We start from the raw sequence: 13,647 nt of genomic DNA on the forward strand, positions 1-13,647 counted from the left end.
GGAGGTTGCAAGGGTTTGCGGGCGGAGGCGTTAGAACGCCGAGGCCTGCACGACAGAGAGGTGCCCGACTCGCGTGGAGACGATGCACTTAGCGAGGTAGAGCGGTGTGCCGTCGAACTCGGCCGTCTGCGTGAGGATCAGTACCGGGTCCTTGGCGTCGAGGTTCAGCAGCTTGCCGCGGGTGGCGCCGACGACGTTGACGGCGATCTGGCACACACCAGCACCGAACACCGGACCGCAGCGTTCGGTCAGGCCGGCGAGAAGGGTCGCGGGCGAGTCGGCGGCAGCCTGCAGGTTGTCGGCCAGTGCGGGGCTGACGTCACTGAGATAGCGGCCGGCCGGCACGTGCTCCTGCACGATCGCGATCGGCTCGCCGTCCCGCTCGACGACGCTCTCGCGGAACCAGGTGTTCGCGGCGAGATCCAGACCGAGCTTGTTCGAGACGAAGTCGGTCGTCTGCTGGATGACGAATTCGATCGGGCGCACAGTCACAGGTGTATCGCCCTCCGACAACGCCTGCTCGAACGGTCGCAACTCCTCCAGCCCGACGCGGGGGATGCTCGTGGCAACGAATCGCCCGATGCCACGTCTCGTGACGATGAGGCCGTCTTCTTCGAGCAGCATCAGTGCCTCGCGCACGACTGTGCGACTGACGCCGAGCGCGTTGCCCAGTTCGGTTTCGCGGGGGAGCGCAGACCCCAGCGCGAATACCTTCGTGCGGATACCTTCCGCGATGCGCGAATACACCGCGACGCGCAGGGGCTGCCCCACCGTCGTAGTGAGATCGCGGTCGAGAAACTGATCCACGGTCGTCGTCATGGGCCTCATTCAACCACGAATAGCGCACTGTTGCACATGTCATACCGAAGAGGTATAACATCGTACCCACTGGTTCCGATCCGGATCCCTACCCAGACGAAACCCTCCCCCAGACGAAGGAGTCTCCCGTGAGTTCCCCCACCCTCGACAGCGACAATGCGGTCGCCGTCAACGCAACGGCATCCCCTCTGCGAGGCGGACGCGCCGTTGGCCTCGTCGCGACCCTCATCCTCGGTGTGCTGTCCTATCAGCTCAACGCCAGCATGATCTCGCCGGCACTGCCCGACATCGCCCGACAGCTCAATGAAAACGTCGGACAGGTCTCCCAGGTGTCGAGCCTCTTCTTCCTCGCCGGCGCGATCGGCGGCGTCGTGCTCTCGCGCTGGAGCGACTTCATCGGCCGCAAGCAGGCACTGATCGTGGTCCTCGTGCTGCTCGCCGTCGGGACGATCCTCTGCATCTTCGCCCCCTCTCTGCCGATCCTCCTGATCGGCCGCGCGCTGCAGGGTGCGTCGAGCGCCGCATTCCAGCTCTCGTACGTCATCCTCAGCGAGTCGATGAGCGCCAAGGTGTTCGGAACGACGCTCGGCATCATCACGGCCGTCAATGGCGGTGTCGGCGGTGTCGACGGCTGGGTCGGCGGGCTCCTGTCGGATGCGTTCGGCTTCCGCTCGATCTTCGTCGTCATCTTCATCGTCGGGCTCGTCGCGCTGCTCTGCGTGTTCCTCGTCGTGCCGAAGACATCCCGTCCCGTCTCCAGCGGGCGGATGGACTGGTGGGGCGCCGCTGTGCTCTCGATCGCGCTCATCTGCGTGACGTTCTTCGTCTCGCAGGGATCGTCCGCCGGATGGTCGGCGCCGATCACCCTGATCTATCTCGTGGGCACCATCGTCGCGTTCGTCGCGTTCTGGTTCGTCGAGAAGCGACGGACCACCCCGCTCATCGCGACCGAGCACCTGAAGTCCCGTCAGGTCTGGCCCGTGATCGCCACGACCATCCTGACTCTGTCGGGCGTCTTCGCGGTCATCAACTTCACCGTCGTGCTGCTGAGCCAGGATTCCCACTCGGGGTATGGCCTCGACGCAGCCACCTCGGCGTTGCTTTTCCTGGCGCCCGCAGCCCTGATCGGGGTGTTCGCGGCACCCATCTCCGGCTGGCTGGCAGGCAGGCGTGGCTGGATCCGCATCCTCCGTGTCGGTCTTATCGCCAGCACGGCCGCGCTCGTCGTGATCAGCCTCCTGCCGCACAGCCAGTGGGTGGTGTTCGGGATGATCGCCCTCCTCGGCATCACGTACAACGGTCTCGTGCTCACCACCATCAACGGCCTGGGCGTGCTGTTGTCGCCGCCTGATGCGCCCGCCGCGCTCCCCGGGCTGAACGGCGCAGCCTTCGGCATCGGTGCGAGCCTCGGCATCGGAATCGTCGCCCCGTTCGCGGCTCAGGGCACAGCCGGCGGCTACTCGACCGCCCTCTGGATCTCGGTCGGCATCACGGTGCTGGCCTTGCTCGCTAGCCTGTTCATCGCCCCGCGGAAGGGCCAGAAGCTTTGACCGCCGACCGTCACCATCCCGGAGAACCTATGACCATCCCCACTTCGCCCCGTCCCGTCTACTTCGACTGCGATACGGGCATCGACGACTCCGTCGCCCTCGCATACCTGCTCGCCTCTCCCGAGATCGAGGTGGTGGGCATCGGGACGGTCAGCGGCAATGTGAGCTCGGCGCAGGCCGCTGAGAACACACTGCGTCTGCTGGCGCTGGCCGGTCGGGAGGACATCCCGGTCGCGATCGGGGCGCACGATCCGCTCGCGGGTTCGTTCGACGGCGGTGCGCCGCACGTGCACGGCGTGAACGGCATCGGCAACATCGACCTCCCGCCCGCCGTCGCCGTGCCTCTCGCCGAGGATGCGGCCCGGTTGCTGGTGCGATTGGCACACGAGCACGCGGGCCGGTTGTCGGTCATCACCGTCGGGCCGGTCACGAACATCGCGCTCGCGCTCCGCCTCGACCCCGACCTTCCCTCGCGGGTGGCCGACGTCACGACGATGGGCGGTGCCGCGCTCGTACCGGGCAACGTGTCGCCTGTTGCCGAAGCGAACATCTGGAACGATCCCGAGGCCGCCGCCGAGCTGCTCAAGGCGGACTGGCCCGTGACGCTTGTTCCACTCGACGTCACGCTGGAGAACGTATTGGAGGAGGAGGACCGACGTGCCCTTCTCGACGCCGATGCCCCGCTCGCGCGGGCGGTTGGCGAGATGCTCGATTTCTACTTCGACTTCTACGTCGACCTGTACGGTCGGCGCAGCAGCGCGCTCCACGACCCGCTGGCGGCGGCCATCGCCGTCGGCGGGGTTCGAGCCACTGTCGCCCCGGCCGTCGGTGTCGTAGTCGACACGTCGAATGGGCCGGGTCGAGGGCAGACGATCTGCGATCTGCGTGGGCAGCGTCTCGGCCCGGTCGACCAGCCGGGAGCCCACGTACGCGTGGTTCTCGGCACCGATCGCCCGCTGGCCGAGCATCTGGTCGAACGGATGCTCGCGCCCGCACTCGTCGAAGCGGGCTGACCGCAATGCTTCTGAACCTGCACACCCACTTGGAGGGCCGAGTACGCCCCGGCACGGCGGCCGAGCTGGCTGAACAGCTGGGACTGCCGCATCCGGAACAGGGTTGGGCCGACGCCGTCGAGCTCGATGGTCCCGCAACTCTCACGTCGTATCTCGAGAAGGTGTCGTCGACGTATCCGTTCTTCGCGCATCCCGAGGCCCTCATCAGGATCGCGCGGGAGGCGGTCGAAGACGCGGCGGCCGACGGGCAGGCCTACCTGGAGCTCCGTTTCGGTCCGGCGACGCACGTCCGCGACGGGTTCGACCTCAGCGCAGTGATCGCCGCGGTCTGCGAAGGCGTCGAGCAGGGCCGCCAATCGGCGGGAATCGCCGCCGGTGTCGTGGTCGCGGCCCTTCGCCTTCACGACTCCGATCAGAACGACGCGGTTGCTCGGGCGGCCGTGTCGTTCGCAGGTCGCGGTGTCGTCGGATTCGATCTGGCTGGAGACGAGGCGCGCTTCCCGGAGCTTGCTCCCTTCGCCAGCGCGTTCGCGATCGCCCGGGCTGGTGGGCTCGGCCTGACGTGCCACGCCGCCGAAGCCGGACCGGGCTCAGCCGCTGTGGAGGCGGTCGAGCTCTTCGGCGTCACCCGGATCGGCCATGGCGCCCACATCGTCGATGATCCGGATTCTCTCGAGCAGATCGCCGACCGGGGAGTCGTCGTCGAGGTATGCCCGACGTCCAACTGGTACACGGGCGCGATCGGCGCGATCGCTGAGCATCCTGCGCCACGCTTCCGCGACAGCGGGGTGGCCGTCGTGCTCGGCGACGACAACCCGCGTCAGACCCTGTCGCCGCTGAGCTCTGAAGCCCGCATTCTTTCGGATCGTCTGGGCTTCGGTGCCGCGGGGATCGCCGAGGTGGCACGCACGAGCATCCGTGCCGGCTTCATGACGGAAAGCGATCGAGCCGACCTGACGGTTCGCCTCGCGCATGCGGAAGGCGAATCGCTCAGGCGGTGACCAAAGCGGGCGGCACCGCGGCGAATCGGCTCTGAACCGCCGTCACCCGACCGGCTCGATGCGGAAGCGCGTCTCGCGCCCCTCGCGGTATGGCTCCTTCAGCTCGAAGTTCTCGAACGAGGCGCCGCCCGGGATCGTCGACGTGCTCGCCCAGTACGCGCCGCGGGCGTTGACGAGCACCTGCAGACGCGGGTCGGGGTCGGCGGCGATCCAGGTCTGGGTCGCGCGCTCGCCGACGTACTTCCAGTGCTCAGCGACGTCGTCGGCGTAGACCGCCGCGACCGGGTCGGGCTCATCCGTCGTCGCAGACACCGCCACTTCGCCGGCGTCGTTCCGTGGCAGCTCGTCGAGGGAAAAGGCGGCGTGCTCCGTGAAGTGGACCCCGCCGAAGTCGGGCCAGAGTTCGGCTGGCGTCGCGACGCGTCCCGCGAGCTGCAGCCGGCGCAGGCGGGCGAAATTGCCCATCGTCGCCGAGAGCACACAGAAGTCGAGGTCGACCGAGCCTGGCAGGGCGAAGGAGGCCAGGCCCACCTCGTGCGGGCGGTCCGCACGGAAAGACAGGCGCACGGCGACCGATGTGCCGTTGTCGAAGCGCTCCGACAGCACGAAGACGCGCAGGTGCTCCACGCCGTCGACGGTCTCGACGACTCCGCGGGCGGGATGCGACGGGTCGCGCGGCGCGGTGTCGTCCAGCGTATCCGCGCTCCAGAACCGCTTTCCGCGCTCGCCGGGATCGAGGCTGCTCGGCTCGAGCTCGGAGTATCCCCGCTCGGTCGCGCCCGCCGGGATCGGCTCGATCGCGACGAAGTTCACCAGCCGGTCGCGCGAGTGCCCGAGGTACGGCGTGAAGATGCGTAGCAGGCCGCGGGGTCCGGGGATGGGGTGCAGCCCCACCTGCAGGCCGTCCGGATGTCCCCAGCGCGGTTCGGCCGGGGCGTCCGGGCTCGGGCGCAGCCAGCGGCCCTCGGTTTCTGGCCGTGCGAAGGCGGGAGTTTCTGGGGTCGTGTCGGTGCTGCTCATCGCGGACATCCTTGGTCGTCGAGCGGATCAGGTCGTGCTGACACTGTAGTTGCTGCGCGGAAAATATGAAATCGGTTTCTCGCAACAAATCATTGAAGATAGTGCCGCTTCATCGCCACAACCGTTGGCTCTTGACGAAACCGATTTCTTAAGGTTCACTGATATCCACTGGCACTCAAGGGAGAGGAAGGGCATGACGCCGTCGCGAGCGCGCATCCGTCGCACCACCGCCGTCCGCGGTGTGGCGTTCGCCGCAGTCGCGGCTCTCACTGCGGTCGCAATCGCCGGATGCTCGACCTCGGCCGCCGCGATGCTCACCACGGAGAAGAAGCCGTTCATCCTGTCGGGGGTGACGAACGTGGAGCGGGTCGCCCAGCTCACCGGGCACGATTCTCTCAACAAGACCGGTCGCTACGAAATCGCCGGACAGGACCTCGGTTCGATGTTCCAGTCGGGCGGCAAGACCTGGTTCGTGTTCGGCGACACCTTCGGACAACGCGAAGACGGCCTCACCGGCGGCGGCGGAACCGAGTGGCGCTCGAACACCCTCGCGTATTCGACGGACACCGACCCCTCCGACGGCATCACCTTCGACGGCTACATCGCCGACGACCTCGGCTGGGCGAAGGAGCTCATTGAGTCGAAGAAGGTCGACGGCACCGAGATGACCACGATCCCGACCTACGGATTCGAGGCGAACGGGGCCATGTATCTCGCGTACATGTCGGTCAAGCACTGGGGCGAGCCGGGCGAGTGGGAGACCAACGATGCCGGCTTCGCCAAGTCGACCGACGGCGGCCAGAACTGGACCAAGCTCGACGAGCCCAAGTGGCCGGGCGACAGCAACTTCGTGCAGGTGAGCGTCACGAACGTCGACGGCGACCTGTACTTCTGGGGCGTCACCCACGGGCGTTTCGGCGGGGTGCAACTCATGAAGGTGCCGGAGAAGGATGTGGAGCAGAAGGATGCGTACCGCTATTTCAGCGGTACCGCATCCGACGGCAAGCCCCAGTGGAGCTCCGACATGAGCGCGGCGAAGACCATCGTCGACGACACGGTCGGCGAACTCTCGGTGGTGTGGAACGACTACCTCTCCCGCTGGATCATGACCTACACCGACGGCGGCGGCGACGGCACGGCAATCCGCGAGAGCGCGACGCCGTGGGGGCCATGGGGCGAGTCGCACACGCTGGTCTCCGCGTCCGATGTCCCCGGGCTGTATTCGCCGTACATGGCTCCCCAGTTCACGGCGAACGGCGGCCGAACGATCTACTTCACGCTGTCGGTCTGGGATCCGTACAACGTCTATTGGTACAAGGCAGACCTGGTCAAGCAGGACTAGCCACACACACGTCGGCTCGATGACGAGCCGCATCAAGAGGAGGAACACATGCACAAGAGGCGCAGCAAACTGCTGCTCGCAGTCGCGGCCACTGTCGCGGCGGGCATCGTCCTCGCCGGGTGCTCCGGCGCGGGCGGCGGGGCCAAGACCGAGAACGGCAAGACCGTCGTCACGTTCTGGCAGCAGAAGTTCGAGGACTACCAGCAGGCGTGGTTCAAGAAGTACGTGGACAAGTACAACGCGTCGCAGGACAAGGTGAAGATCGACTACCAGGTCGTTCCCGCCGACACCTGGCCGCAGAAGCTGAAGGCCGCGCAGGCCGCGGGCAAGTCGCCCGACATCGCCACCACCAACTACGGCAACATCGCCGCCGGTGTCGTCAATGGTCAGTTCGCGCAGCTGGACGACCTGATGCCGGCGACGGCGTTCAGCGACATCAAGGAGAACGTCGCGAGCTTCGTGACCAGCGGCGGCAAGCACTATGCGTATCCGATGCTCGTCGAGCCGTCGACCGTGCTCTACTACCGCACCGACCTCGCGCAGGCGGCCGGCCTCGACCCGGCCAGCCCGCCGAAGACCTGGAGCGAGCTGCTCGAGTGGGCCAAGAAGCTGACGCAGGGCGACGTCAAGGGCATGACCATCGCATCCGTCGCCGCCGACCTCGGCTGGTCGAGCTGGGGTCTGCAGTACAGCGCCTGCGGTGAGCTGCCGATCAACGCTGACTGGTCCAAGGCGCAGGCGACCAAACCGTGCTTCGAGAAGCTGGCCGAGTTCTACAAGGCCCTCTACCAGGGCGGCCTCATGCCGCAGCAGCCGAAGGTCGGCTACGCGGACGCCACGCCTTACGGTCAGGGTGAGGTCGCGATGATGGCGGACGGCTCGTGGGCTGTCGGTCAGCTGAAGAACGACTTCCCCGACATGGTCTCGAAGACCGCCGTCGCACCCTTCCCGTCGATGGACGGATCGCCGAACAAGACGACCGCCACCCTCGGCGGCTGGACGCTCACGGTCGACGCCAAGTCGAAGGCCAAGCAGCAGGCGGCCGACTTCATCAGCTATCTGCTGGCAGGCGACCCGGCCATCATGGCCGACTTCTTCAAGACCAGCGGATACTCCAAGTACACGGTGCGCACCTCGGTCGACGAGGCTCTCGCCGACACCCCCGAGGCGTCGAACGACCCGTTCATGAAGATCATCTCCGACCAGGTCGTCCCGAACGGCAAGCAGGAGCCCGGCTACCCCTGGGACATCTCGCTCGCCTTCGGCACCGCGATCGAATCGGCGATGAAGGGCAGCGCTGATGTACCCTCCTCGCTGAAGACGGCCGACGACGCCATCAACGACGTCATCCAGAAGCAGTCCCTCGCGGGAACCGCGCCCAAGCAGTAGACCGATCCACCCGGTGCCCGGGAGCGCGCAGTCGTTCCCGGGCACCGCCCAGCCATTCGAGGGGACCCCTGTGTCTGTTCTCAACCCCGCCGGCGAGGTGCAGCTGCCGCCGGCCGAAGCCGAGGTGATCGCCCCCGAGCCTCAGTTCGGACAGCGCCGGCGCAAGCGGCGCGAAGCCGATCAGCCGGTGGCCAAGCACCTGCGCGACAACAAGACGGCGTATCTGATGATCGCCCCCATGGTGATCCTGCTGACGATCTTCGTCATCTGGCCGCTCGTCTACTCGATGTATCTGAGCACGTTCAAGATCAGCTTCTACAAGGATCCCGAGTTCGTGGGCCTGCAGTTCTACCAGTACGTGCTCGTGAGTCCGAAGTTTTGGAAGTCGATCGGCGTCGGGCTCTACTACGCCGTACTCGTCGTGCCGACCGGGCTGATCCTCGCCCTGCTGCTGGCCAGCTTCATCAAGACGCTGAGCAAGAAGGCCGCGAGCTTCATGAAGACAACGGTCTACCTGCCCGCCGTCGTCTCGACGGTCGTGGCATCGGTGCTCTTCGTCTTCATCTACCAGGACCAGGGAGTCGCCAACTGGCTGCTCAGCCTGATCAACGCCGGCCCGGTGGCCTGGCTCAACGACCCGGCGACGGCTCTTCCCGCCATCGCCATCCCGGGCATCTGGCTCGGATTCGGCATCACCACGCTCATCCTGTTGGCCGGTCTGCTCGACATCCCCGAGAGCTACTACGAATCGGCCCAGCTCGACGGCGCCAAGTTCTTCCAGCGCACTTGGTACATCACGATCCCTCTGCTGAAGAACGTGTTCCTCTACCTGATCGTCACGGGATTCACTCTCGCGATCCAGATGCTCGACCTGCCACTCATCATGACCGGCGGCGGGCCGGTCGATGCCACGACGACACCGAACCTGTACATCTTCAACAGCTTCCGGGACCTCACGCCGTACGCGACCAGCTTCTCCCTGACCGCGGCCCTGCTGCTGTTCGTGGTGCTCGGCGCCATCTCGATCCTGGTGTTCAGGCTCATCAACTCCGACAAAGCCGTCGACGGATAGCAAGAGAGAAACACAGATGAAGAAGACTGCTCCCCAGCGGGTGCTGACGGCCGTGCTGATCGTGCTGATCAGCGTGAGCGTGATGTTCCCCCTCGCCTGGATGGCGATCGCCGGTTTCAAGGGCAAGACCGAAGTACTGAAGTCCCCGTTCCAGTTCTTCCCGGAGGTCTGGCGGTTCGACAACTACGTGAAGATTCTGCAGGACCCGGAGTTCTCCCGAGCGATGGTCATCACGTTCGTCGGAGCGCTGATCTTCACGGCGCTCAGCCTCGCGATCAACTCCCTCGCCGCCTACGCCTTCGCCCGCCTCGACTTCAAGGGCAAGAAGTTCTGGTGGGTGTACTGCATCATGCCGATGTTCATCCCGATGATGGCCATCCTGCTCACCTCCTTCATGGTGGTCTCCGCTCTCGGGATGCTGAACACGCTGGCCGTGCTGATCATCCCGGGCGTCGCATCCGCCGCCCAGATGTTCTTCATCCGGCAGTTCTACCTGGGCTTCCCGGTCGCCGTGGAAGAGGCTGCACTCATCGACGGAGCCTCGCGCTGGCAGATCTTCCTGCGCGTGTTCCTCCCGCAGTCGGCCGCTCCGTTCGTGGTGATGGGGATCGCATCGTATCTCGCGTACTGGAACGCGTACGTCTGGCCGATCCTGACGATCACCGACCCGAACCTCACCCAGATCATGCAGTTCCTCGGCAACTTCCGTTCCGACCGCGGCAACGACTGGGGTCTGCTGATGGCCGGCTCGACGCTGGCCGCGTTGCCCACCATCGCACTGCTGCTGATCTTCCAGCGGTATATCGTCAACGGCGTGAGGATCTCGGGGATCAAATGAGTACAGCATCCGTCGCCCGCCCGTCGTACGACCGGTCGGCGCTCAAAGTGGGCATCGTGCATTTCGGTGTCGGGGGCTTCCATCGCGCGCACCAGGCGATGGTGCTCGACACCCTGATGAACCACGGAGTCGCCCGCGATTGGGCGATCTGCGGCATCGGCGTGCTCCCCGTCGACCAGCGGATGCGCGACGTGATGAAGGCGCAGGATGGCCTGTACACGCTCGTGCTCAAGCACCCGGACGGCACCCGCGAAGCCCGGCAGATCGGCTCGATCGTCGACTACCTCTACGCGCCTGACGACCCGGAGGCAGCCATCGAACGGATGGCCGACCCCGGGGTGCGCATCGTCTCACTGACGATCACCGAGGGTGGATACAACATCAATCAGGTGACCGGCGAGTTCGACGCCCAGAACCCCGCTGTCGTCGACGACCTCGCTCAGGATGCTGTGCCGCGCACCGTGTTCGGCCTCGTCACCGAGGCGCTACGGCGTCGGCGGGATCGCGGAGTGCCGCCTTTCACCGTGATGTCGTGCGACAACATCCAGGGCAACGGGCACGTCGCTCAGCGGGTGTTCACCGAGTTCGCGCGGCTGAAGGATGCGGAGCTCGGCGCCTGGATCGCGTCGAACGTCTCGTTCCCCAACTCGATGGTCGACCGGATCACGCCCGTCACGACCGACCAGGACCGCAGCGAGATCGCGGCCGAGTTCGGCGTCGAGGACGCGTGGCCGGTCGTCGCCGAGCCGTTCTTCCAGTGGGTGCTCGAGGATGCGTTCCCGCTCGGCCGCCCGCCGTACGACGAAGCGGGCGTGCAGCTCGTCGACGACGTCGAGCCGTACGAGCTGATGAAGCTGCGCCTGCTCAACGCCAGCCACCAGGGGATGTGCTACTTCGGCCGTCTGAGCGGGTATACGTATGCGCATGAGGCAGCCCGCGATCCGCTGATCGCGGAGTTCCTGCTGCGATACATGGACGAGGAGGCGACGCCGACGCTACGTCCCGTTCCCGGGGTCGATCTCGACGAGTACAAGCGGACACTGATCGAACGCTTCTCCAACGAGTACGTGCTCGACACGTTGGCGAGGCTGTGCGCGGAGTCGTCGGACCGCATCCCGAAATGGCTGCTGCCCGTCTTGCGTGAAGAGCTCGCCGTGGGCGGGCCCGTGCGCCTCTCGGCGGCGGTCGTCGCGAGCTGGGCGCGCTATGCCGAAGGGACGGGGAGAACGGCGAGACGTTCGACGTCGTCGACCGGGTGCGAGACGCGGTCATGGGGAACGCCGCGCGGCAACGGGATGAGCCCACCGCGTTCCTGACGGACCGCTCGCTGTTCGGCGACCTCATCGACGACGAACGGTTCGTCGCCGAGTACACCGCGGTGCTCGAGTCGCTGCTGCGTACGGGCGCGCAGGCGACGCTGGCGTCGCTCGTCGGCCCCGCGCCCGCCGCCTGAGGCCCGCCGCCTGACGCCAGGCGCCTGACGCCTCGCGCGACTGCCCAACGCGTGTCGCCGACCTGCCCAACGCGTCCCTGCGCGCCTGCGTCCCGCATCCTGAGCCCTATTTGCCACTACCTGTCGCACTCACGCGCTGAGAGCGACAGGTAGTGGCAAACGACCAGCGGAAACGCGACGGTTGACGCCTGCCGGGGAGCGGCGTATCTTTGTATTCAATCAAGTTGTTGATAAACGCAATGGTTGAAAGAAGGGCGTGTCATGACGCGAGTCATCGCAGACATCACAGTCTCGCTGGATGGGTTCGTGACCGGCCCGAACGCCGGACCCACGAACGGGCTCGGCGACGGAGGAGAACCCCTTCACACCTGGGTGTTCGACGACGATCCGGTGAACCGGCAGCTGTTGAGCGACGGGACGGCACGCTCGGGCGCGGTCATCATGGGCCGCAACCTGTTCGACGTGGTCGAGGGACCTGAGGGCTGGAGCGACGACATCGGCTACGGAGCCGCCGAGGTCGGCAAACCTCCGTTCATCGTGGTGACGAGCTCGGAGCCCGAGTCGGTGCGACTCACCAACCTCGACTGGACGTTCGTCACGACCGGACTTCAGGATGCGATCGCCGTCGCGCGCAGACGAGCGGAAGAGGTGTCGGCGGCACGCGGCGCAGACCTCGACGTGGTGCTCATGGGCGGCGGCGAACTCGTGGGGTCGGCGGTGATGGCCGGTCTGGTCGACATGCTGTCGTTGCACCTCTCGCCCATGGTTTTGGGATCCGGCACCCCGCTCTTCACCGGAGGATCGCCGCGCACGTTCGTGCAGCGCACCGTGATCGTCACACCGACGGCGACCCACCTCACCTACGACCTCGTCTGAACCCCACGGTCGCCGTCGCGGTCTTCGATCACAGCCGATCAGGCCGGATCGCGCGGCGGCTGGGCGCCGATGTCGGGGACGGCCTCGCGGCCTAGGTGAACCTCCAGGTCGTCGACGCTCGGCGTCTTCGGTCGGCGTGCCGTGGGGCGGTCGAGGTAGAACAGCGCGGTGGATGCGATGTCGTCGCGCAGCGGCAGGTACCGCCAGCCCGAACGCCAGCCGAGCGCCTGGATGTCGACGCGCATCCGCTCCGAGAAGTGGATGGGGTCGAGCAGGTGCCAGCGGTACATCCCGAACCGCTGCTGGCTGACGTACAGCCCGTCGGGTCGGATGACCTGCGGCATGCCGAGGTACGGGGTCGTGAAGGCCGTGTATCCCTGGCCCGGGATGTCGAAGTTCCAAGCGCCGCCGAAGTAGTCCTCGGTGCCCGTTCCGCAGATGGTCGGGTACTCGTCGTCGTCGTCGAGGTAGAACTTGATCTCGCCCTCGCCCCACCAGCCGTTGCTGTTGACGCCCCAGGCGATGTACGTGCCGACGTAGTGGCCCTCGCCCTCGACTCCCTCCAGGATGGTGTGCGGCTTCAGTTCCTCGAGCGGGTTGCTGCGACGCCACTGGGCGTGCAGGTATGCCTCGTCCGAGTAGTCTCCGCCGATCTCGTAGGTCACCTGGTAGTAGACGCGCACATCCACCACCGAGAGGTTCTCGATGGTCAGGCGCGCGCCATCACGGAACGGCATCGGCCAGTAGCAGTTGAAGCCGCCGTTGGGATTCGCGGCGATCGGCTGCGAGCTGACCTGCGCGAACTCGCCCCAGCCGTTGCAGAAGAAGTCGCCGTACGGCACTTCGATGGCCGGCTCCTCGGCGCCGTCCCAGTACGCGCGGAACAGCAGCGTGCGCCAGTTGTCCTTGTGCGTGGTGATCCAGATGTGCGTGATCTTGCCGGCGCCCTCGATGGAGGCGAGGTCGAACGTCTCGCCCGCCTCGATGTCGACGCTGGGGGAGATTTTCCAGCCGGGGCCGAGATCGCGCGCGCTCGCCGCCCCCGTTCCCTCGGTCGCGCGGCCGCCCCCGCCGACGGATCCGTCGAAGTTCTCGGGGCTGATCGACCGGGTCTGCACGGCGCGCAGGCGCGAGATCGTGCTGAGGTCGGCGTTGGTCACGGGGTTCTCCTGTACGTCGTTGTGCATGGCCGATGGATGCGCCGGGCGCGGTCATCCCGGGAGCCCTGGTGCAATCGATTTCATCACTGTAGAGTCGATCAGAGCCGGGTGTCA

11 protein-coding genes and 1 pseudogene are annotated in these 13,647 nt (G+C 66.3%); 9 read left to right on the forward strand and 3 right to left on the reverse strand.

Annotated features, from left to right (window positions below; translation table 11 throughout):
* Positions 1–30: 30 nt before the first annotated feature.
* Positions 31–819 carry a GntR family transcriptional regulator gene (locus ACQ86A_RS02055; protein ID WP_431278977.1) on the reverse strand — a complete coding sequence of 263 codons (789 nt, stop codon included), beginning with the start codon at positions 817–819 and terminating at the stop codon, positions 31–33.
* Positions 820–947: 128 nt separating this feature from the next.
* Here ACQ86A_RS02055 and ACQ86A_RS02060 point away from each other — a divergent pair, with 128 nt between their 5' ends.
* Genes ACQ86A_RS02060 through add form a run of 3 tightly spaced genes read left to right on the forward strand, consistent with a single transcriptional unit; the run spans position 948 to position 4,383 of the window.
* Positions 948–2,369 carry an MFS transporter gene (locus ACQ86A_RS02060; RefSeq protein ID WP_431278978.1) on the forward strand — a complete coding sequence of 474 codons (1,422 nt, stop codon included), beginning with the start codon at positions 948–950 and terminating at the stop codon, positions 2,367–2,369.
* Between the two features lie 29 nt (positions 2,370–2,398).
* Positions 2,399–3,382 carry a nucleoside hydrolase gene (locus ACQ86A_RS02065; protein WP_431278979.1) on the forward strand — a complete coding sequence of 328 codons (984 nt, stop codon included), beginning with the start codon at positions 2,399–2,401 and terminating at the stop codon, positions 3,380–3,382.
* Positions 3,383–3,387: 5 nt separating this feature from the next.
* Positions 3,388–4,383 carry an adenosine deaminase gene (add, locus tag ACQ86A_RS02070; protein WP_431278980.1) on the forward strand — a complete coding sequence of 332 codons (996 nt, stop codon included), beginning with the start codon at positions 3,388–3,390 and terminating at the stop codon, positions 4,381–4,383.
* A gap of 42 nt (positions 4,384–4,425) precedes the next feature.
* On the opposite strand, the gene ACQ86A_RS02075 is transcribed toward add, so the two are convergent.
* Positions 4,426–5,403 (reverse strand): hypothetical protein, encoded by a 978-nt coding sequence (locus ACQ86A_RS02075; RefSeq protein ID WP_431278981.1) that lies wholly within the window; start codon positions 5,401–5,403, stop codon positions 4,426–4,428.
* A 193-nt stretch (positions 5,404–5,596) separates the two neighbouring features.
* Here ACQ86A_RS02075 and ACQ86A_RS02080 point away from each other — a divergent pair, with 193 nt between their 5' ends.
* From ACQ86A_RS02080 to ACQ86A_RS02105, 6 genes and pseudogenes are all read left to right on the forward strand, one after another.
* Positions 5,597–6,745 (forward strand): DUF4185 domain-containing protein, encoded by a 1,149-nt coding sequence (locus ACQ86A_RS02080; protein WP_431278982.1) that lies wholly within the window; start codon positions 5,597–5,599, stop codon positions 6,743–6,745.
* 48 nt (positions 6,746–6,793) lie between these two features.
* A complete protein-coding gene (locus ACQ86A_RS02085) occupies positions 6,794–8,134 on the forward strand; it encodes an extracellular solute-binding protein (RefSeq protein WP_431278983.1) in 1,341 nt (446 codons plus the stop codon).
* 70 nt (positions 8,135–8,204) lie between these two features.
* Complete coding sequence (locus ACQ86A_RS02090; RefSeq protein WP_431278984.1) at positions 8,205–9,206, forward strand: carbohydrate ABC transporter permease; 1,002 nt, start codon at positions 8,205–8,207, stop codon at positions 9,204–9,206.
* 16 nt (positions 9,207–9,222) lie between these two features.
* Positions 9,223–10,044, forward strand: coding sequence for a carbohydrate ABC transporter permease (locus ACQ86A_RS02095; RefSeq protein ID WP_431278985.1), 822 nt, complete (start codon positions 9,223–9,225; stop codon positions 10,042–10,044).
* Positions 10,041–11,497: pseudogene (locus tag ACQ86A_RS02100) on the forward strand (mannitol dehydrogenase family protein). Before ACQ86A_RS02095 ends, ACQ86A_RS02100 begins: the two are co-directional and overlap by 4 nt.
* A 261-nt stretch (positions 11,498–11,758) precedes the next feature.
* Positions 11,759–12,373, forward strand: a complete 615-nt coding sequence (locus ACQ86A_RS02105) for a dihydrofolate reductase family protein (protein ID WP_431278986.1) — start codon at positions 11,759–11,761, stop codon at positions 12,371–12,373.
* Positions 12,374–12,411: 38 nt separating this feature from the next.
* Here the strand turns inward: ACQ86A_RS02105 and ACQ86A_RS02110 are convergent, their stop codons facing one another.
* Entirely contained in the window at positions 12,412–13,560 is a 1,149-nt protein-coding gene (locus ACQ86A_RS02110; protein ID WP_431278987.1) for a glycoside hydrolase family 172 protein, read from the reverse strand.
* Positions 13,561–13,647 lie beyond the last annotated feature (87 nt).

The organism is Leifsonia poae, assembly GCF_050632195.1.
Taxonomy (GTDB): domain Bacteria; phylum Actinomycetota; class Actinomycetes; order Actinomycetales; family Microbacteriaceae; genus Leifsonia; species Leifsonia poae_C.